Genomic DNA, 18,251 nt, shown 5'->3' with positions numbered 1-18,251 from the left:
TCCCACTCCCCGGAGTCCCCGTGCGCGTACGCACCCTTCTCCTCGCCGCGTCCCTGACCGCGACCGGCCTGCTCACCCTCCCCGCCACCACGGCGTCCGCCGCCCCCGGCGCCCCCGCCGAGCACGCCGAGGACTTCAACGGCGACGGCTACGCGGACCTCGCCGTCGGCGTGCCCTCCGGCACCGTCGACGGCAAGGCGAAGGCCGGTTACGTGAGCGTCGTCTTCGGCGGCGAGAACGGTCCGGGCGGCAACGGCGTGCGCCGCATCACGCAGGCCACCGCCGAGGTCCCCGGCACCCCCGAGGCGGGCGACCGCTTCGGCGCGGCGGTCACCACCGCGTACGTGGACGACGACAAGTACGCCGACCTCGTCATCGGCGCCCCGGGCGAGGACATCGACGCCAAGGCCGACGCGGGCTCGGTCACCGTCCTCTACGGCACCGGCGACGGCTTCGCCCAGGCCAACACGGCCGCCCGCGGCGAGAAGGCCTCCGACGCGTACGGCATGTCCCTGGCCGCCGCCGACTTCACCGGCGACACGGACGTCGATCTGGCGATCGGCGCCAAGGACAAGGTCGTCGCCAACCTCAACCCGTACGCGGCCCGGACCGAGCCCGTGATGACCTACCCCATGGGCGGCCGCGCCCCCGTCCTGACGACCGGCGACTTCAACTCCGACGGCCGCCCCGAAGTGGCCGTGGCCTACTACACGCAGAACCAGCCCCACACCCAGTCCCACGTCCAGCTCTACCGCTACAGCAAGGACGAGGCCCGCTTCGGCCTCGCCTGGAGCAGCGACAACAGCGCCGCCAACGCGCTGGCCGTGGGCGACTTCAACGGCGACGGCCTCGACGACCTGGCCCTCGGCAACTGCCGCGAGATCGCCGACGAGAACATCGACGACCCGTGCGGCCCCGAGGAGCGCGCCAAGGGCGGCGGCATCCACATCCACTACGGGGGCGGCGACGAGCCGATCTGGCAGGGCCAGACCCTCAACCAGGACACGCCGGGCGTCCCCGGGGTCGCCGAGACGGGTGACGACTTCGGCAACGCCCTCGCCGTCGCGGACATAGACGCCGACGGCAAGGACGACCTGATCGCGGGCGCCCCCGGCGAGGCGATCGGCAGCGCGTCACGCGCGGGCGCCCTCACGGTCCTCAAGGGCGGTACGAAGGGCATCCTCGACGCCTCGGGGGCGGCGAGGGCGGTCTCGTACCAGCAGAACTCCCCCGGTATCCGCGGCGTCGCCGAGCGGGGCGACACCTTCGGCGCGGCGCTCGCCACCGCCGACCACAACGGCGACGGCCGCCCGGACCTCGCGGCCGCGGCCCCCGGCGAGAACGCCTCGGCGGGCGGCGTCTGGAACCTGCCCTCCGTCACCGCGGGCGGCACGGTCGTCACCCCCAACTCCCTCGGCCTGCCCGCGTCTTCGCACCCGTACGCGTATGGAGCGGTCCTGAGCCGCTGAGGCGGTTGGGTCTACTGCGACGCTTGGGGCAGCTGAGGCGCTTGAGGGGTGGGCTCAGGGTTCCCCCTAGGGGTTGTCACAGGTCGGCCGCAAAGCCGCTCTCCTCCCGAGGGGGGACGACCCCACTCCGTAAGACCAGGTACGTTCGATTCGTGGCTGGATTCAGGATCGGACGCGGCCGGGACAACCGCGCCCCGCAAGCGCGACCGCAACAACAACCGCGGCAGCAGCCGTACGGTCAGCAGGCCCCCCAGGGGCAGCAGCCGTACGGCTACCCACCCGTGCCGCCCAACCCGCAGCAGTACGGCGGTGGCGGCCCCCAGTACGGGGGCGGCGGCCAGCAGTGGCCGCAGGCCGGTGGCGGCGGTCACGGCGAGCCGGAGTACTTCGGCGGGCCCGGCGACCAGGGCCACGGCCACGGTCACGGCCCCCAGGGCGGCTACGACCCGTACGCGGCCAACAACCCCGGGCACACCCAGGCCTTCTCCATCGGCGAGGACCCCTACACCCAGGGCGACACGTACCGCGCCGGCCAGGCCCCGGCGCCCATCGGCCCGCGTCTGCACTGGAAGGACCTGCTGCGGGGCATCGTGCTGCGCCCGGCCCCGACCTTCCTCCACATGCGGGACTACGCGATGTGGGTCCCGGCCGTCATCGTCACGTTCCTCTACGGCTCGCTGGCGATCTTCGGCTTCGACGACGCCCGCTCCGACGCGATCAACGCCACGCTCTCGGCGGCGGTCCCGTACGTCCTCACGACCGGCGTCGCGATCACCATCAGCGCGTTCATCCTGGGCGTGGTCACGCACACCCTCGCCCGCCAGCTCGGCGGCGACGGCGCCTGGCAGCCGACGGTCGGCCTCTCCATGCTGATCATGTCGCTGACGGACGCGCCGCGCGTGATCGTGGCGATGTTCTTCGGCGGCGGCCAGCCCTTCGTGCAGCTCCTCGGCTGGGCGACCTGGCTCGCGGCGGGCGCGCTGCTGACGACGATGGTGAGCAAGTCCCACGACCTGCCGTGGCCGAAGGCGCTGGGGGCGGCCTCGATCCAGCTCCTGGCGATCCTGTCGATCATCAAGCTGGGCACGTTCTAGACCGTACGTACGGAGAAGGGCCCCGGCGGCGTACTGAACCGCCGGGGCCCTTCTCCACGTGTCCACATGTCCTCGGGTCAGGCGTCGAGAACCTGCCCCGCCCGCTTCACGACGGGCGGCTCGACGCTCCACGGGAAGTTGATCCACTCGTCGGTGCGCTTCCACACGTACTCGCACTTCACGAGGGAGTGCGACTTCTCGTAGATGACGGCGGAGCGCACCTCGGCGACGTGGTCGAGGCAGAAGTCGTGCACGAGCTTCAGCGTCTTGCCGGTGTCGGCGACGTCATCGGCGATGAGCACCTTCTTATCGGTGAAGTCGATGGCGTTGGGGACCGGCGAGAGCATGACGGGCATTTCGAGGGTCGTGCCCACGCCCGTGTAGAACTCCACGTTCACGAGGTGGATGTTCTTGCAGTCGAGCGCGTAGGCGAGCCCACCGGCGACGAAGACACCGCCACGGGCGATGGAGATGATGACGTCGGGCTGGTACCCGTCATCGGCGATGGCCTGCGCCAGCTCGCGCACGGCGCCGCCGAACTTCTCGTACGTAAGGTTCTCGCGTACGTCACTCATACCGCTGCTCACACCTGTGTCCGATGGAAATTGAGGAAGGACCGGGAGGCGGTCGGCCCGCGCTGCCCCTGGTAACGCGACCCGTACCGCTCCGATCCGTAGGGCTCCTCGGCGGGCGAGGTCAGCCGGAACAGACAGAGCTGCCCGATCTTCATGCCCGGCCAGAGCTTGATCGGCAGGGTCGCGAGGTTCGACAGCTCAAGGGTCACGTGTCCGCTGAACCCCGGGTCGATGAACCCGGCGGTGGAGTGCGTGACGAGCCCGAGCCGCCCGAGGCTGGACTTGCCCTCCAGCCGGCTGGCGAGGTCGTCGGGGAGGCTGACGACCTCGTAGGTCGAGGCGAGGACGAACTCCCCGGGGTGCAGGATGAAGGGCTCGTCGCCCTCGGGCTCCACGAGCCGCGTCAGATCGGCCTGCTCCACGGAGGGGTCGATGTGTGGGTAGCGGTGATTCTCGAACACCCGGAAGTAGCGGTCCAGCCGCACGTCGATGCTCGAGGGCTGCACCATGGATTCGTCGTACGGGTCGATCCGCACCCGTCCGGAGTCGATCTCGGCCCGGATGTCCTTGTCTGAGAGAAGCACGCACCGAGGATACGCAGAGCGCGCGGGCCCACCACAATCTCGTCGACCGTGGGGACGTCGCGCGCTCTCTTCCCGCTCGCGGAGTTTCGGGCCTGGCCCTACCGCTTCTGCAGGGCGACCGGCACCGCGTGCCGGAGCCGGGCGCAGCGCGGACACCGGATGAGCCGGCCGGGACCGAGCCGGTCCGCCTGCTGCATCGGGAACGACGCGGTGCTGAAGACGTGCCCTTCGGCACATCGGACGACGGTGCGGTCCATCAAGTCCTCGAGTCCCTTCCCCAAAAGCCGTGTGCCACTGTCGCCTGAGCGCTCGGCACTGTTTCGTCCCCGAGCCCTCGACGAACCCCCACATTACGACACGAAAGGGACGCCACTCCAGGCGGCACGACCGCACCGAGCCACCCATCGACGGTGCGCCCACGGTACGCCCCAACTCCCTCCCCCCGCACGGCGCATCCCCCTCCCACACAGCACGCGGGCCCCGCGGCGAGAGCGCCCGGGGCCCGTGATGAGGTAGAGTGTGCGACGTTACGACACCGCTTCCGGCGGGACGTTTCGCGGGTGTAGTTTAGTGGTAGAACATCAGCTTCCCAAGCTGAGAGTGCGAGTTCGATTCTCGTCACCCGCTCTTCTTCGAACCCCTGGGCCATGGGCCCGGGGGTTCTCTGTTTCCCCCCACTCGACGGGCCGGCCGTCGAGAAGGTACCGGCGCCGACGGGGCGAGCACGCGCCGCACCGGCCGAACCCGCTCCGCCGACCTCCCGTCATGCTGGCGCCCCTATGCCGTTCAATCGGCCGGATCATGCAGGGACAACCGACTGGCTTCGATGAACTCGTGGACCGCGTCGTAGAAGATTCTGCGGTTCGTCTCACGCTCGGAAGGGCCGGCGGACGCATGAAGGCGCATCTGCCTCTCCAAGGCTTCGGCGATCGCTCCAGCCGCAGGATGCACTGCTTGAGGCGCCTCGATGAGGAGGGCAGCTAGGTGTTGCTCGACAGTGACCGTGTCAGGCAAAGGGTCTACGGTACCCGGCTCAGCTCGTTCGAACAGGTTGCTGATCGACATCGCTTCTGCCAGCAATTGCGCGTATGTGTCACGTCGCGTCTGCCGTAGCCACTGCTCGTGCGTTGATCGGCGCTGCTGGTCTGCTGTGTGCTGGGCAGCACGTAGCGCGATGAGCGCTGCGAGACATGCGCCGCCCGCGCCGATCGCGCCACCGACAACGGCTGCAACCCCTGCGTCCATGAGGCCCCCATATGATCAGCGGTCCGGCAGGGTACACGCGTCTGATCGGCTATGACAGGGCCGTTGGCTGGGCCGTCCGAGGCCGGTCTGGTCGTCGCGTTCTGGGTGGCGACCGATTTCATTCTGGTTCTGACGTACGCCGTCCACCGGTTCACCACGGCCCCGCGCCTAGAGCCGGGAGGGGCCGGGCGGCAGGGGGACGTGAGTCGGGCGGCAGTGGGACGTGAGCGGGGCGGGGCAGACTCGTGGTGTCAGCAGGTCAGGCCGGGTCGGGGGCGGGGCGGTTTCACGCCGGGTCCTGCTCGCGTCCTTGTCACCGTCCTTACCTTTTCGGGGGAACTCCCATGCGTACGTTCCGTAGTCGCACCACCGTTGTCGCCGCGACCGGCGCCGCCGTCTTCGCCCTGTCGCTCACCGCGTGCGGTGGGGATGGCACCGGGGTCAAGGCTGCGGGAGTGAGTCGGAGTGGTGGGGCTGGTGGGGATGGGGGGACCGTTTCCGTTTCCTCGGGTGGGGGGAGTGGGGCTGCCGCCGACGCCGCTGCCCACGGCGCCGCCCCCGCCTGCGCCGCCAAGGACCTCTCCCTCAGTGCCGCCCGCCACAACGGGCCGCCCTACACCCACATCGTCCTGACCGCGAAGAACACCTCGGGGCACAGCTGCACGATGACCGGCTACCCGGAGATCCAGTTCCTGGAGAGCCACCGGGAGAACGTGCCGCCGGTCGCCAAGAGCAAGCCCGCCACGGCCGTTGTCCTCAAAGCGGGGGCCCCGGCGTACGCGCTGGTGAGGCTCTCCGACGGTGGCGTCGACGAGGAGAACGAGGTCGTCACCGGGTTCTCCGTCACCCTCCAGGGCGGGGGCGGCATGACCGCCGTCAAGGCTCCGGGTGAGAGTGGTGTCGCCGTGGATCCGGCGAAGTGGGCGACCGGCTACTGGACGTACGAGCTGCGGAACGGCGCCGATGACTTCTGAGGCGTGAGTGGGTGATTCGTCAGTCGGCTGGGGTCGTCGTGTGGCTCCTCGTACGGCGCTCTGTGGTGCTCGCGAGCCGTCTCGTGAGGCGGGTCAGCGCCGCTGCCGCCTCCGTGCCTTCCGCCGCGCCGAACACGTGCACGACCAGCCCCGTCTCACCGGGCGCCGCCGGTACGTGCAGGCTCTCGAAGTCCAGCGTGAGCGTCCCCGTCTCCGGGTGGCGCAGCCGTTTGGTGCCCGCCGCGCACATCACCACCTCACCGGTCGCCCAGATGCGCCGGAACTCCGCGCTGTTGGAGTGCAGTTCGGCGATTAGTGACTTGAGCTGTGTGTCGTTCAGGTGGCGGCCGGCGGCTACTCGGAGCTGGCCCACGGCTTCGGCCGCGCGGTCGGGCCACTCCGGGTGTACGTCCCTGGAGGCGGGGTCCAGGAAGAGGTATCTGGCGTTGTTGCGGTCGCGGCGGGGCGGGTCGGCGAGGCCGCCGAGGAGTTCGGCGCCGAGGTCGTTCCAGGCGACGACGTCGAGGCGGTGGTCCGTCGCGAACGCCGGGAAGCCGTCGGCTACCGCGTCCAAAACGCGGCGCAGCAGCGGGCTCACCCTGGCCGTCGGCGCGGGGGCGTGCTCGGCCGTCGCCAGGGTCATGAGGTGCCCGCGTTCCGCCATGTCCAGACCGAGCGCCCTGGCGAGGGCGTCGAGCACTTCCGGGGACGGCTGGGTGGCGCGGCCCTGTTCGAGACGTACGTAATAGTCGACGCTGATGCCTGCCAGCTGGGCCAGCTCCTCGCGGCGCAGGCCGCGCACTCTGCGGCGGGGACCGGCCGGGAGCCCGACGGCCTCGGGGGTGACTCGGGCCCGGCGGGCGCGCAGGAAGGTGCCGAGTTCCGGGCCGGGAGTCTCCATGCGATCAAGTATGGGCCCCCGGGGGGCGCCGGTTTCGGTCCGTGGGGCGGGGTGCGCGTGGGTGGGCGTGGGTGGGCCTGGTGGTACCAGGAATGAGGTTCCGCCGCTGGGTGGGGGGATGGCTGGGGGCGCGTGGCCGGGAGAGCGTGGCCCCATGAACGTAGACGTGAAGAAGGTTCTTGTCGTCAGTGCCCATCCCGAACCCCGCTCCCTCAACGGGGCGTTGACCAATTTCGCGGTCGGTCACTTGCGTGCCGCCGGGCATGAGGTGCGGGTGTCCGATCTGTATGCGATGAAGTGGAAGGCGACGGTGGATGCCGGCGATTTTCCTTCGGGTGAGGCGTACGAGGGTGGGAGCGGGGGCGTTGCTGCCGGTGCCCGTCCGCGGCTGCGTGTCATGGCTGCCTCCGAGGAGGCGACGCTCGCGGGGCGGTTGACGCCGGATGTGGCGGCGGAGCAGGAGAAGGTGCGGTGGGCGGATGCGGTGGTACTGCAGTTTCCGCTGTGGTGGTTCTCGGCGCCCGCGATCCTCAAGGGGTGGATCGACCGTGTCTTCACGGCCGGGTTCGCGTACGGGCCCGCGGTGCCGCCGCCCTACAGCGAGGGCGTGCTCGCGGGGCGGCGGGCGTTGATCTCGGTGACGGTGGGCGCGCGGGAGACGTCGTTCTCGGATCGGGGGATCCACGGGCAGCTCGCGGACGTGCTGCATCCGCTTCAGCACGGGTTGTTCTGGTTCACCGGCATGGCGCCGCTGGCGCCTTTCGCGGTGTACGGCGCCAATGAGCTGCCGGAAGAGCGGTTCGCGGCGGCGCGGCGGGAGTACGGGGCGCGGCTCGACGGTCTGTTCACGGAGGACCCGGTGCCGTTCCGCTCGCTCGTCGGCGGGGATTACGACCATGACATGCGGCTGTTGGAGGGCGTTGAGGAGCCGGGGGTCAGTGGGTTGGGGTTGCACCGGGGGGTGGGGCGGGGGGTGCGGCGGGCGGGCCGTGGGGCCGCCCCTGTGTCGTAGGGGATCGTCGCGGGGGGGCGAGGCCCGCTCTCGCGGCAGCGGATCCGGTGACGTCGCGGGGCCGTTAAGGTCCGGCTTCCGTGCCGAAATCGGCGGTCCGGTGGGGCTGCGGGGAGGCGGGTGCATGCCGACTCGCGCGCCGGGGCGTCGGGTTGGGTGGGGCCGGGTCGAGTCGGGCCAGGCCGTCGGCTCGGGTCGGGTCGAGTCAGGCCGTCGGCTCGGGTCGGGTCGGGTCAGGTCGAGTCAGGCCGGGTCGTTGGCTCGGGTCGCGTCGGCTCGGGTCGGGTCCGGTCACACCGGCTCGCGTCGCGTCGGTTCGGGTCGGCTCGGGCCGGGTCCGGTCTCACCGGCTCGGGCCGCGTCGCGTCAGCTCGGGCCGCGTCGGATCGGGTCAGGTCGGGTCGCGTCGCGTCAGCTCGTGCCGCGTCGCGTCGCGTCGGTTCGCGTCCCGTCGGGTCGGCTCACGTCACATGACGGAGTCCGCGCCGTTGTTGTTGTCGCCGCGGCGGCTCTTCTTGGTGGCCGACGCGGCCAACTCCGCTGCGACAGTCGTCGCCTTGGCCACGCCGTGGACCCAGCGCGGGCCGCCCCGCGCGGCCCATACGACGGCCCCGAGGCCCGCCGCCGCGATCAGCACCCCCATGCTGAGCAGCAACACCATCATCGACATCCCCACCCCACCTGGTCGGACCCCCACGGGGCCCTACGTACGGGCCCCGATCATCTCAGACCTGTGGGCAGAGCTTCACTCCGCGGCGGTCGCCATGGCCGATTCAGCGCTGGCCTCCAGGGTCTCCGGCGGTACGACGAGCAGGTCCCAGCGTCCTCGGCCGGGGGTCAGGAGGCAGATGGTGGAGGGGGCGTGCGGGGTCTCGGGCCTGAGGTCGGTCCTGGGATCCGTCGTGGGGTCCGCCCTGGAGTCCGCCCTGGTGTCGGTCCTGCGCAGCCGTACGAGTTGGTTGGCGACGAGGAGGCGGCCGGGGGACGGGGACCAGGCGGGCGCGTTCACGGTGACGGCGGTGATGTTTCCCCAGGCGGCGGGCAACCCGGCCAACAGGAGCGGGAGTTCGACGAGCAGGTCGTGCGACCTGGGCCACCACGCTCCGTCGATCCGGCGCGGGGCGCCGCCGAGGCGGGCGGCCAGGGTCAGGCGGAGCAGGGGGTGGGAGGGCGGCGGCGGTTGCTGAAGGGCGGCGGTCATGGGGGTGTGCTCCTGAGAGGAAGAGGGACGGTCGGAGGTACTCGTGGCTCGCGGCGCGGCCGGGGTCCTGGGCTGCCCCTGTCCAACAGGTGGGGTGAGTGGAGCGGGTGGGGTGAGTGAGGTGGGGTGGGGTGAGTGGGGTGGGGTCGTGGGTTCGGCTCCCGGTGCGGGCGGGGGCCGGTGCGGTGGTGGCTTCGGTGCCGGGTTCCCCGTATGGCCGGGGGCCGGAATCGGGGGGCGCCGTGCGGTGGGACGCCGGCGCGGACTGGGGGTCCTGGTGGGTGGGCCCGCGCCGGGCGGAGCGCGAGATGCGGGCCGGCGCGCGAGAGCGAGGCCGGTCTGGGTACCGGCGTGCGACATGCCCTGCCTACGGTCAACCGTACTCCTGCGCGGCAGTGAACGGCGGCCGCGCTGAGGCCAGTTCGGCGCGAATGAGCCCTACGCCGCCGGGATCCGCCCAGGCTCTCCTCCGCCGTATGCGGTCCGCGCCCCGCCCGCCCTTCACGTTCCGGCAGCAACCCGCTTCGCGGGAAACCCGTGGGTCCGGGAGGCGAGAACCGTCAGGAGGACCGGGATGAGGAGGAGCAGGATGGTCCAGGGGAAAGACTCGGTGCCGGAGAGGTTCAGGAGGAGGCCGCCCGCTACTCCGCCCGCAGCCATGGCCACGTTCCACAGCGTGACCAGCATGGCCTGCGCGGTGTCCGCCGCCTCACCGCCCGCGTCGCCCGCCGCGGTCTGCAGGAGGGTCGGCGCGCCGCCCCAGCCCAGGCCCCACAGCGTCACCGCCGCGTACACGAGTACCGGGGCCCCGGAGAACACCGCCAACACCGCCGCCGCCACGCCCACGAGCAGTACCGCCGCCAGCATCAGCGCGCGCAGCCTGTGGTGGATCAGGGCGCCCACGAGCCAGATGCTGAGCAGGGACGCCGCGCCGAAGACCAGCAGCACCAGGTCGGTCGAGCCGCCCATGCCGAGTCCGTCGAGGTACGTCGCGATGTACGTATAGAGGACCGTGTGCGCGAGGACGAACACCAGCGTGACGAACAGGACCGGCGTCACGCCCGGCACGCGCAGCGTCCGCAGCATCGGGGGCGTCGCCCCGCGCGGCTGCCCGGGGTAGTCGGGTACGAGCGCCGCGATCCACGCGAGCAGGCCCGCCGTGAGGCCCGTCATGGCCAGGAACGCCACCTGCCAGCTGACCACCTTGCCCAGGAATGTGCCTGCCGGTACGCCGAGTGAGAGCGCCACGGGGATGCCCGCCATCGCGATCGCGATGGCCTTGCCCTGGAGGTGGACGGGTGCCATCCGACGGGCGTACCCGGCGAGCAGCGCCCAGGCCAGGCCCGCGGCCACGCCCGCGAGGAAACGGGCGGCCATCGTGAGGGTGTAGTTGCCCGAGACCGCCGTGACGGTGTTCGCTGCCGCGAAGCCTGCCATCGCCATGAGGAGCAGTCGCTTCCGGCGCCAGCCCGATGTGGCCGCCGTCAGCGGTATCGCGGTGAGCGCGGTGCCGATGGCGTAGACCGTGACGGTCTGGCCTGTCGCGGACTCGCTCACGCCCAGGTCGGCGCTCATGGCGGGCAGCAGGCCCGCGGGCAGCGTCTCGGTCAGGCTGGTGATGAACACGGCCGTGGCCAGTGCCAGTAGGGCGGGCAGGGGGAGTTTCTGGGGGTGCGGGGGGTTTGTCTGGGGGGTTGGCGGGTGCGGGGTCCTCGTGTGTGTCTCCGTGGGCATGGGGTCAGGTCCTTTCGGGCGTACGAGGGGCGGTACGTGTGTGAGGGGCGGTACGTGTGCGTGGGGCAGTCGGCGTAAGTGAGGTCGCCGCCGCCAGGCCGAGTGCCGTTCGGGCCGCGTCGTCGGCCGTGCCGTGGCAGCGGATCAAGGGGGCGAGGGAGTTGGTCGCCGGGTCCGCGGACGCGGCGGTGAGGATCACGGAGCCGCCCTCGCGGAGGAGTCGGAGCAGGGCGGGCGGGGGCGGTACGGGCAGTTCCGTCTCCGCGTGGACGAAGAGGAGGTCGATGCGGCCGAGCCGTGCCTCGGTGTTCCGGGTCAGCTGTGCGTCGGCCTCGCGGGTCAGTCGTACGTCGGTCTCGTGGGTCAGTCGTACGTCGGTCTCGTGGGTCAGTCGTACGTCGGTCTCGCGCGCCAGTGCGTCGGTCTCGCGGGCCAGCGGTGCGTCGGCCTTGGGGGGCAGATCCTCGGCCTGCCCCCGAGGCGGCGGGGGCCAGCGGATGATGTGGGCCCGGGGGCCCACCTCCTCGGCGGCTTCCGCCAGGTCCGCCGGCCGGTCGCCGGTCAGCAGGACCTCGGCGCCGCCCTCGACCAGCCGTTTGGCGATGGCGAGGCCGAGGCCGGTCGTGCCACCGATGACCACGGCTTTCCGGTTCTCGTACTTGGGCATGCGGATGACTCTTCTTGAGGGGGCTTCGGAGGCGCTGGGGGTCCGCTGACGGCCCGCTGACGGTTCGCCGACGGTCGGCGCCAGGCCGTCGTTCGGGCGTGTGTACGGTGATCCACATGCGGTTCGGGGTGCTCGGTCCACTGGCTGTGTGGGACGGTGACGGAGAGCCGGTGAGGGTTCCCGAGGCGAAGGTCCGGGCGCTGCTCGCCGACCTTCTGGTGCACGAGGGGCGGCCGGTCTCCGCCGACCGGCTCATCGACGACCTCTGGGGCGACCGGCCGCCCGGCAGACCCGCCAACGCCCTTCAGTCCAAGGTCTCCCAGCTGCGGCGCGCGATCGGGCGCGACCGGGTGGTGTACGAGGCCGCCGGTTACCGGCTCCGGGTGGAGGCGGGGGCCGGGGCTGGGGCCGGGGACTTTGTGGATGCGTTCCGCTTCCGTGAGCTGGTGGGGGAAGCGCGGCTCCAGGGTGACCCTCGGGTGCGGGCCGAACTCCTCGGCGAGGCGCTTCAGTTGTGGCGCGGGCCCGCTTACGCCGATTTCGCCGACGAGGAGTTCGTACGAGCGTCAGCGCAGCGGTTGGCCGAGCAGCGGCTGGCGGTGCTTGAGGAGCAGGGGGAGGCGCGGCTGGCGGCGGAGGACCATGCGTTGCTCACCGGGGAGTTGACGGATCTTGTGACTCGGTATCCGCTGAGGGAGCGGCTGCGGGGCTTGCAGATGCGGGCCCTTTACCTCGCGGGGCGGCAGGGGGAGGCGTTGGCTTCCTATGAGGAGTTGCGGGGGCGGCTGGCTCGGGAGTTGGGGGTTGATCCGGGGCCGGAGCTGGCCGCGTTGCATGCGGGGATTCTTCGGCAGGATCCTGGGCTTGCCCCGGGTGTTAGGGCGGGCCGGGGTCCGGTGCCTCGCCCGGGTGGCGGCTCGACGCAGGATCCTCCGGCCCGCGTGGGGCAGGGCGCAGTCCCGGCCTCCTCCACCGGCGCACCGCAGGCCTCTCCTCGGCGGGAGGGACAGGATCCGGTGCCTGGGACTGGTGGCGGGGCGGCGCAGGTGTCGGCGACGGCCGTGGGGCGCGGCAGTAATCTCCCCGCCCCGCTCACTCCTCTCCTCGGACGGGAGTCGGCCGTTCGTGAAGTTCAGGGCCTCCTGGAGCGGGCCCGGGTGGTGACCCTCACCGGGGCCGGAGGGGTGGGGAAGACTCGGCTCGCTGTTGAAGTCGCGGGGCGGGTTGCCGGGGGAGGTGGCGGTGGCGGTGAGGGCGCTGTAGCCGATGGCGTGTGGCTCGTGGAGTTCGCCGGGCTGCGCGGGGGCCCGGACGGTAGTGGCGTCGATGGTCTCGCCGAGGCCGTCGCCGGTGTGCTGGGGCTTCGCGATGACGCGCCCTCCGGCGTGCCCGCGCCCGGCGCCGACGGCGGGCCCCTCGAACGTCTCGCCGCCGCCCTGCGCGACCGGCACATGCTCCTCGTCCTCGACAACTGCGAACAGGTCGTCGAGCAGGCCGCTCACCTCACCGACACGCTGCTGCGCACCGCGCCCGGGCTTCGTGTCCTCGCCACCAGTCAGGAGCCGCTCGGCCTCACCGGCGAGGGCGTGTTCCTCGTGGCGCCCCTGGACGAGGACGACGCCGTCAGCCTGTTCGCCGCCCGTGCCGCCGCCTCCGCCCCCGGCTTCTCCCTCGCCGATCCCGGCGACGCGGAGGCCGTCGCGGAGATCTGCCGGCGCCTCGACGGCATACCGCTCGCCCTCGAACTGGCCGCCACGCGTGTTCGCGGCCTCGGCGTACGGGAGTTGGCCGAGCGGCTCGGTGACCGGTTCCGGCTGCTCACCTCCGGGCAGCGCGGCGCCCCCGCCCGTCAGCAGACGCTCCGCGCGGTGATCGACTGGAGCTGGGAGCTGCTCAGCGCTCCCGAACGCATCGTGCTGCGCCGCCTCGCCGTCCACCGTGACGGTTGCACGCTTGAGGCCGCGGAGGCGGTGTGCGCGGGTGACGGGGTCGAGCGCGAGGAGGTACTTGACCTGTTGATGCGGCTCGTCGGCCGGTCGCTGGTGGTTGTGGTCCCGGGGCGGGCGGGAGTGGGGGTAGGGGTGGGGGCGGCTGCTGGAGGCGTCACGCGTTATCGGCTCCTGGAGTCCGTGGGGGCGTATGCCGTCGAGCGGTTGCGGGAGATGGAGGATCTTCGGGGCGTACGGGAACGTCACCTGCGCTACTACCTCGCCCTCGCCGAGCGGGCCGAGCCGTACCTTCGCGGGGGCGGTCAGCGGGAGTGGCTCGCTCGGCTCGATGCCGAGGCGGGCAATCTCCGGGCGGCGTTGGAGGAGGCGGTGCGCGGGGGGTCCGGGTCCGGATTCGGGTCCGGGTCCGGGTTCGGGTCCGGGGACGTGGCGGGGCGGTTGGGGGTGGCGCTGGCTTGGTGGTGGCTGCTTCGCGGCCGCCTTGCGGAGGCTCGCCGTTATCTCTCTGAGGTGGGGCGGCTCGGGGTGGGGGGTGCTGAACTCCGGGTGCTTTGGGGGGCGTTTGCGTTGCTCACCGGTTCTGGCGGGGGCGCCTGGGGCGGTGGCGGTATCTGTTCCTGTGCCGGGGGCTGTGGGGTGGGTGGGGTCTCTTCCGTGGATATCTGCGGGTTCGATGGGGCTGGTCGCGCAGTTCCTCGCGCCCCTGAGGGGGCTGGCCCGGTGGCCTTCTGCGGGTTCGATGGGGCTGAGCGCGCCGTTCCCCGCGCCCCTGACGGGGACCAACCCGCCGAATCCTGCGGGTTCGATGGGGCTGGTCGCGCAGTTCCTCGCGCCCCTGAGGGGGCTGGCCCGGTGGCCTTCTGCGGGTTCGATGGGGCTGAGCGCGCCGTTCCCCGCGCCCCTGACGGGGACCAACCCGCCGAATCCTGCGGGTATGACGTGGCTGAGCGCACCGTTCCCCGCGCGAGCGCGGACCCCGATGACGTCCGCCACGTGGGTGCCCGGCTCCTCTGGCTCTATGCCTACGCCCTCTTCAGCGCCGGAGAGCAGACCCGTAGTGAGGAAGTGAACTCGTGCGCGCTCCGGGGCGCCGAGGAGAGTGGGGACTTGTGGGGGGCCGCCGCCTCGCTCTCCCTGCGGGCCATGCACGCGTTGATCCGGGGGGACCTCGGCACGATCCCCCGCGATGGGCTCCGCGCCGCCGCGCTCTTCGCCGAACTCGGGGATCGGTGGGGCGAGTTGCAGACCGTAACCCCGCTCGCCGTACTCGCCGAGATCAAGGGCGATTACGAAGAAGCCGCCCGCCGCCAGGACGAGGGGCTCCGCATCGCCCGGGAGCTGGGGCTTGAGGCCGAGGTCGCCGCTCGGCTCTCCGGGCTCGGGCGACTCGCCCTCCTCACCAAGGAGTGGCAGCGCGCCCGCGAACTGCACGAGCAGGCGCGGGACCTCGCCGTCGCCCAGGGCTACCGGTACGGCGAGATCCACGCCGAGATGGGCCTCGCCCTCGGCGCCCGCCGCGCCGGAGACCTCGACGCCGCCGAGTCGTATCTCCTGCGCATCCGCGACCGCCACGCCGACGTCTCCTCCCCCGTCGGCGACCACCTGCTCCACGCGGAACTCGGTTTCGTCGCCGAACTCCGCGGCGACCGCGCCCGCGCCGAGGCCGAGCACCTCCTCGGTCTGGAGATCGCCCGCACCCTCGCCGAACCACGCGCCCTCGCCCTCTCCCTGGAAGGCCTCGCCGGTGCGGCCGCCCTCGCCGGAGCGCGGGAGACCGGCGGCGCCGAACACGCCGCCCTGCTCCTCGGCGCCGCCGACGCGGCCCGCCGCCGCGTGGGCGCCCCGCTGCCGCCCGCCGAACGCGGCGACGTCGACCGCGCCACGGCCGCCGCGAAGGCTGCCCTCGGCGAGGCCGCCTTCGCCGACGCCTTCGCGCGGGGCGCGGAACTCCCACCCGGCGAACTGCCCCACCCCCGTATCCCCGCCCCTCCCGGTTAGGGTGGTCCGATCCCGTGGCTCGGTCCGGGACACGGGGAATGGGGATCGATCACCACCCGAGGTGATCATCGAGTGGGGGGCCTTACATGGCACTTTTCGGAAACGCGCACACCGTCGACCCGGCGAAGGCGCAGGGCGACTACGCCCGTCTGCTCGGGCACGGCGAGCAGGTGCACGCCGCGTACACGCTGATACGCGACACCATGCTGTTCACCGACCGTCGGCTGATCATGGTCGACAAGCAGGGGATAACCGGCAAGAAGGTCGAGTACCACTCGGTGCCGTACCGCAGCATCACGCACTTCTCGGTGGAGACGGCCGGACACTTCGACCTCGACGCGGAGCTGAAGATCTGGATCTCCGGCAACCCGACGCCGCTGCAGAAGACCTTCACCAAGGGCGTCGACATCTACGAGGTACAGGCCATCCTCACGCAGTTCGTGGCCCGCTAGCCCCTCGTTGTGCCGTTGTTCCGTCGTCCTTCCGTGAACCTCCCTTCGGCCAGGGCCGGGTAGACCTTCGGCCGATGGCCCCGTCGTGTCGGATCGCCAGGCTGGTGGTCCGACACCACGGGAGGCGCAGTGCGTAACGAAGCGATCAGCAGAGCCCGGTTCATCGCAGGGGCAGGAGCGGGAGCGGTCGCGGTGGCCGTGGCGGGCGGTTCCGCGTCGGCCGCCACCCCCACCGGGGTCGCCGCCGCCACCGGGTCCGCCGAGGCCGCACGGACGGCGAGGGAAGCCCCTGCCGGCGCTCGCGGCCTCGCCCACCGAGGCGTCTGCTACGAAGTCGTGGACGGTGAGTCCCACGCCACCCGCTGGGCCCCCGCCCGCATGCGCGCCGACCTGCGCGCGATCAGGCAGGACCTGCACGCCACCACCGTCTCCGTCTTCGGCGACGGCGTCGAACGCCTCGCCGCCACCGCCTCCGAGGCCGCCGAGCGCGGGCTGCACGTCTGGCTCCAGCCGCGCCTGGGCGACGTACCGGAGAGCGACATCCTCGATCACCTCGCGGAGACCGGCCGGCACGCCGAGCGGATGCGCCGCCAGGGGGCGCGCGTGTGCCTCAGTGTGGGGTGCGAGTTCCTGCTGTACGTTCCCGGGATCGTGCCCGGCGCCAACGCCGTGGAGCGCGTCGAGAACATCCTCAAGGGGAATTACGACCCCCAGGCCATGGTCCGCAAGCTCCGCGCGTTCATCGCGCGGGCCGCGAAGACCGGCCGTTCCGTCTTCCGGGGGCCGCTCACCTACGGCGCCGCACACGAGGACGACGTCGACTGGTCCCTCTTCGACCTCGTCAGCGTCAACTACTACGCGTACCACCCGACCCGCGACGCCTACATCAAGGAGCTGACGCCGTACCGCCGTTGGGGCAAGCCGGTGGCGATCACCGAGTGCGGGACGTGTACGTACGAAGGGGCGCCCGAGCGCGGCGGCATGGGCTGGCACGACGTCGTGGACTACGACAAGCGGCCCCCGGAGATCATCGGCGACCTGAAGCGGAGCGAGGGCACGCAGGCCGCGTACCTCCTCGACGTCTTCGGCGCCTTCGAGGCCATGGGCCTGCACGCGGCCCTCGTCTACAACTTCGTCACCCCCGACGCCCCGCACCACCCCGAGCGGCGACACGACCTCGACATGGCGGGCTACAGCCTCACCAAGACGGTCAGGGACCGCCCCGACGACCCCGAATCGCCCTGGCACTGGGAGCCGAAGGAGTCCTTCCGCGCGCTGGCCCGCCACTTCGCGCGGGCCGCACACGGCTCCCGGGCCCGACGGTAGTTGGCGCGCCACCCACTTCCCCTGCCGTCGCGCATGTGTTTGCCTGGTGCCCATTTCGGCTGTCTGGGGCGGGAGTTGCCGCATGCGCAAGCGGTGGAGTGTGGGTACGGCCTCGGGGGCGGGGGCGCTGGCGGCCGTGTTGCTGCTGGGGGCGTGCGGTGATCCCGGGTCCGGGGGTGAGGCCCCGGCCGCCGCGCCCGTGCCGGGGGGCCAGGTGTCCAAAGACCCCGGTGGCGCGGGGCGTCCCGACTCGGCCGGCTCCGGCTCCCGCTCGCCCGCCCCGACCTCCACCACCCGGCAGCGGGTCGCGGAGAAGCCCCGGATGAAGGAGCCGAAGGTGCTCTACCTCGGGGACTCCCTCGCCATGGAGAACCAGGACGTCCTCGGCGCGCAGCTCAAGCGCGACCTCGGCGCCCGCTACCGCAGCGCGCCCTACTCGGGTACCACCCTCTGCGACTACCTCGACGGCACCGGCAAGCGCTCCCTCGTCCCCGACAAGGACAAGGCCGCCGCGCTCGTGCGTGCCGAGCGGCCGGATTACGTGGTGCTCCAGTTCTGGGGCAACGCGTGGGGCTATACGCCGTGCATGGACGGCATCACGTACGACAAGGCGCGCCAGAAGTACTTCGACCGGTACGCGGCGGACGCGCGTGCGCTGGCCGGGCAGATCAACGCGGCCGCCGGGGGCGCGGACCGGCCCCGCATCGTGTGGGTCCTCCAGGGTCCCGACCCGATCACTCCCGACCGGGTGCGCCGCGTCAACGGCATCTACGAGGCGCAGGCCCGCGCCTCGGGCGGCCTCGTCGCCGACGCGGGGCGCGCGGTCGCCCCCGCGTCGGCGCGGTACACGTGGGCGGAGACGCTGCCGTGTACGGCGTACGAGACGAAGAACCCGGCGTACTGCACCGAGGGGGCGCGGGGGCGGACGGCTCTGCACCGGAGCGATGACCCCCTGCATTTCTGTCTGGCGCCGACCACGCCCAAGTCCCGGCCCTGTCCGGTGCGTTCGCCGGGCATCCGCCGGATCGCGGCGGCGATCACGCGGGCGGTGGCCGATGCGTCGTAGCCCC

Annotated in this window: 17 protein-coding genes and 1 tRNA gene; 9 read left to right on the top strand and 9 right to left on the bottom strand. The window is 72.0% G+C overall.

Going from position 1 to position 18,251, the window contains the following annotated elements; genetic code table 11:
* The first annotated feature begins 20 nt into the window (after positions 1 to 20).
* Together DMA15_RS19355 and DMA15_RS19350 are read left to right on the top strand one after the other, a co-directional pair.
* Complete coding sequence (locus tag DMA15_RS19355; RefSeq protein WP_125514054.1) at positions 21 to 1,469, top strand: FG-GAP-like repeat-containing protein; 1,449 nt, start codon at positions 21 to 23, stop codon at positions 1,467 to 1,469.
* A 152-nt stretch (positions 1,470 to 1,621) separates the two neighbouring features.
* Positions 1,622 to 2,563, top strand: coding sequence for a Yip1 family protein (locus DMA15_RS19350; RefSeq protein ID WP_125514053.1), 942 nt, complete (start codon positions 1,622 to 1,624; stop codon positions 2,561 to 2,563).
* A gap of 77 nt (positions 2,564 to 2,640) precedes the next feature.
* On the opposite strand, the gene DMA15_RS19345 is transcribed toward DMA15_RS19350, so the two are convergent.
* The 3 genes from DMA15_RS19345 to DMA15_RS36725 form a co-directional block, all read right to left on the bottom strand.
* Complete coding sequence (locus tag DMA15_RS19345; RefSeq protein WP_125514052.1) at positions 2,641 to 3,138, bottom strand: phosphoribosyltransferase; 498 nt, start codon at positions 3,136 to 3,138, stop codon at positions 2,641 to 2,643.
* Positions 3,139 to 3,146: 8 nt separating this feature from the next.
* Positions 3,147 to 3,722, bottom strand: a complete 576-nt coding sequence (gene dcd / locus DMA15_RS19340; RefSeq protein ID WP_125514051.1) for a dCTP deaminase — start codon at positions 3,720 to 3,722, stop codon at positions 3,147 to 3,149.
* A 98-nt stretch (positions 3,723 to 3,820) separates the two neighbouring features.
* Positions 3,821 to 3,979 (bottom strand): hypothetical protein, encoded by a 159-nt coding sequence (locus tag DMA15_RS36725; protein WP_164551788.1) that lies wholly within the window; start codon positions 3,977 to 3,979, stop codon positions 3,821 to 3,823.
* Between the two features lie 299 nt (positions 3,980 to 4,278).
* Here DMA15_RS36725 and DMA15_RS19335 point away from each other — a divergent pair.
* Positions 4,279 to 4,349 (top strand) — tRNA-Gly (locus tag DMA15_RS19335).
* A 159-nt stretch (positions 4,350 to 4,508) separates the two neighbouring features.
* On the opposite strand, the gene DMA15_RS19330 is transcribed toward DMA15_RS19335, so the two are convergent.
* On the bottom strand, positions 4,509 to 4,967 hold the full coding sequence (locus DMA15_RS19330; RefSeq protein WP_125514050.1) for a hypothetical protein: 459 nt from the start codon (positions 4,965 to 4,967) through the stop codon (positions 4,509 to 4,511).
* Between the two features lie 344 nt (positions 4,968 to 5,311).
* On the opposite strand from DMA15_RS19330, the gene DMA15_RS19325 reads away from it, so the two are divergent.
* On the top strand, positions 5,312 to 5,941 hold the full coding sequence (locus tag DMA15_RS19325; RefSeq protein WP_125514049.1) for a DUF4232 domain-containing protein: 630 nt from the start codon (positions 5,312 to 5,314) through the stop codon (positions 5,939 to 5,941).
* A 19-nt stretch (positions 5,942 to 5,960) separates the two neighbouring features.
* On the opposite strand, the gene DMA15_RS19320 is transcribed toward DMA15_RS19325, so the two are convergent.
* Positions 5,961 to 6,842 (bottom strand): helix-turn-helix transcriptional regulator, encoded by an 882-nt coding sequence (locus tag DMA15_RS19320; RefSeq protein WP_125514048.1) that lies wholly within the window; start codon positions 6,840 to 6,842, stop codon positions 5,961 to 5,963.
* A 154-nt stretch (positions 6,843 to 6,996) separates the two neighbouring features.
* Between DMA15_RS19320 and DMA15_RS19315 the strand changes: the two genes are divergently transcribed.
* On the top strand, positions 6,997 to 7,854 hold the full coding sequence (locus DMA15_RS19315; RefSeq protein ID WP_125514047.1) for an NAD(P)H-dependent oxidoreductase: 858 nt from the start codon (positions 6,997 to 6,999) through the stop codon (positions 7,852 to 7,854).
* Positions 7,855 to 8,320: 466 nt separating this feature from the next.
* Here DMA15_RS19315 and DMA15_RS19310 read toward each other — a convergent pair whose 3' ends face one another.
* The 4 genes from DMA15_RS19310 to DMA15_RS19295 all read right to left on the bottom strand — a co-directional run bounded on the left by DMA15_RS19310 (position 8,321) and on the right by DMA15_RS19295 (position 11,456).
* A complete protein-coding gene (locus tag DMA15_RS19310; protein WP_240659855.1) occupies positions 8,321 to 8,524 on the bottom strand; it encodes a hypothetical protein in 204 nt (67 codons plus the stop codon).
* 75 nt (positions 8,525 to 8,599) lie between these two features.
* Positions 8,600 to 9,055, bottom strand: a complete 456-nt coding sequence (locus DMA15_RS19305) for a DUF5994 family protein (protein ID WP_125514046.1) — start codon at positions 9,053 to 9,055, stop codon at positions 8,600 to 8,602.
* A gap of 501 nt (positions 9,056 to 9,556) precedes the next feature.
* Positions 9,557 to 10,789, bottom strand: a complete 1,233-nt coding sequence (locus DMA15_RS19300; RefSeq protein WP_125514045.1) for an MFS transporter — start codon at positions 10,787 to 10,789, stop codon at positions 9,557 to 9,559.
* Between the two features lie 4 nt (positions 10,790 to 10,793).
* Positions 10,794 to 11,456 carry an SDR family oxidoreductase gene (locus DMA15_RS19295; protein WP_125514044.1) on the bottom strand — a complete coding sequence of 221 codons (663 nt, stop codon included), beginning with the start codon at positions 11,454 to 11,456 and terminating at the stop codon, positions 10,794 to 10,796.
* A 116-nt stretch (positions 11,457 to 11,572) separates the two neighbouring features.
* On the opposite strand from DMA15_RS19295, the gene DMA15_RS19290 reads away from it, so the two are divergent.
* The 4 genes from DMA15_RS19290 to DMA15_RS19275 all read left to right on the top strand — a co-directional run bounded on the left by DMA15_RS19290 (position 11,573) and on the right by DMA15_RS19275 (position 18,247).
* Positions 11,573 to 15,403: a BTAD domain-containing putative transcriptional regulator gene (locus DMA15_RS19290; RefSeq protein ID WP_125514043.1), complete on the top strand. Its 3,831-nt coding sequence runs from the start codon at positions 11,573 to 11,575 to the stop codon at positions 15,401 to 15,403.
* 86 nt (positions 15,404 to 15,489) lie between these two features.
* On the top strand, positions 15,490 to 15,855 hold the full coding sequence (locus DMA15_RS19285; RefSeq protein ID WP_125514042.1) for a PH domain-containing protein: 366 nt from the start codon (positions 15,490 to 15,492) through the stop codon (positions 15,853 to 15,855).
* 129 nt (positions 15,856 to 15,984) lie between these two features.
* On the top strand, positions 15,985 to 17,181 hold the full coding sequence (locus DMA15_RS19280; RefSeq protein WP_125514041.1) for an abortive phage infection protein: 1,197 nt from the start codon (positions 15,985 to 15,987) through the stop codon (positions 17,179 to 17,181).
* 82 nt (positions 17,182 to 17,263) lie between these two features.
* Positions 17,264 to 18,247: an SGNH/GDSL hydrolase family protein gene (locus DMA15_RS19275; RefSeq protein ID WP_125514040.1), complete on the top strand. Its 984-nt coding sequence runs from the start codon at positions 17,264 to 17,266 to the stop codon at positions 18,245 to 18,247.
* Positions 18,248 to 18,251: the final 4 nt, after the last annotated feature.

The sequence above is a fragment of the Streptomyces sp. WAC 01529 genome (assembly GCF_003945545.1).
GTDB lineage: Bacteria > Actinomycetota > Actinomycetes > Streptomycetales > Streptomycetaceae > Streptomyces > Streptomyces anatolicus.
This window is presented reverse-complemented; position numbering and strand designations above follow the sequence as displayed.

Excerpts from the sequence above, each read along its gene's own strand:
- DMA15_RS19315 (WP_125514047.1), top strand. The coding sequence starts at position 6,997 with ATGAACGTAGACGTGAAGAAGGTTCTTGTCGTCAGTGCCCATCCCGAA.
- DMA15_RS19285 (WP_125514042.1), top strand. The coding sequence starts at position 15,490 with ATGGCACTTTTCGGAAACGCGCACACCGTCGACCCGGCGAAGGCGCAG.
- DMA15_RS19320 (WP_125514048.1), bottom strand. The coding sequence starts at position 6,842 with ATGGAGACTCCCGGCCCGGAACTCGGCACCTTCCTGCGCGCCCGCCGG.
- DMA15_RS19295 (WP_125514044.1), bottom strand. The coding sequence starts at position 11,456 with ATGCCCAAGTACGAGAACCGGAAAGCCGTGGTCATCGGTGGCACGACC.
- DMA15_RS19345 (WP_125514052.1), bottom strand. The coding sequence starts at position 3,138 with ATGAGTGACGTACGCGAGAACCTTACGTACGAGAAGTTCGGCGGCGCC.
- DMA15_RS19325 (WP_125514049.1), top strand. The coding sequence starts at position 5,312 with ATGCGTACGTTCCGTAGTCGCACCACCGTTGTCGCCGCGACCGGCGCC.
- DMA15_RS19305 (WP_125514046.1), bottom strand. The coding sequence starts at position 9,055 with ATGACCGCCGCCCTTCAGCAACCGCCGCCGCCCTCCCACCCCCTGCTC.
- DMA15_RS19275 (WP_125514040.1), top strand. The coding sequence starts at position 17,264 with ATGCGCAAGCGGTGGAGTGTGGGTACGGCCTCGGGGGCGGGGGCGCTG.
- DMA15_RS19330 (WP_125514050.1), bottom strand. The coding sequence starts at position 4,967 with ATGGACGCAGGGGTTGCAGCCGTTGTCGGTGGCGCGATCGGCGCGGGC.
- DMA15_RS19300 (WP_125514045.1), bottom strand. The coding sequence starts at position 10,789 with ATGCCCACGGAGACACACACGAGGACCCCGCACCCGCCAACCCCCCAG.
- DMA15_RS36725 (WP_164551788.1), bottom strand. The coding sequence starts at position 3,979 with ATGGACCGCACCGTCGTCCGATGTGCCGAAGGGCACGTCTTCAGCACC.
- DMA15_RS19310 (WP_240659855.1), bottom strand. The coding sequence starts at position 8,524 with ATGTCGATGATGGTGTTGCTGCTCAGCATGGGGGTGCTGATCGCGGCG.
- DMA15_RS19290 (WP_125514043.1), top strand. The coding sequence starts at position 11,573 with ATGCGGTTCGGGGTGCTCGGTCCACTGGCTGTGTGGGACGGTGACGGA.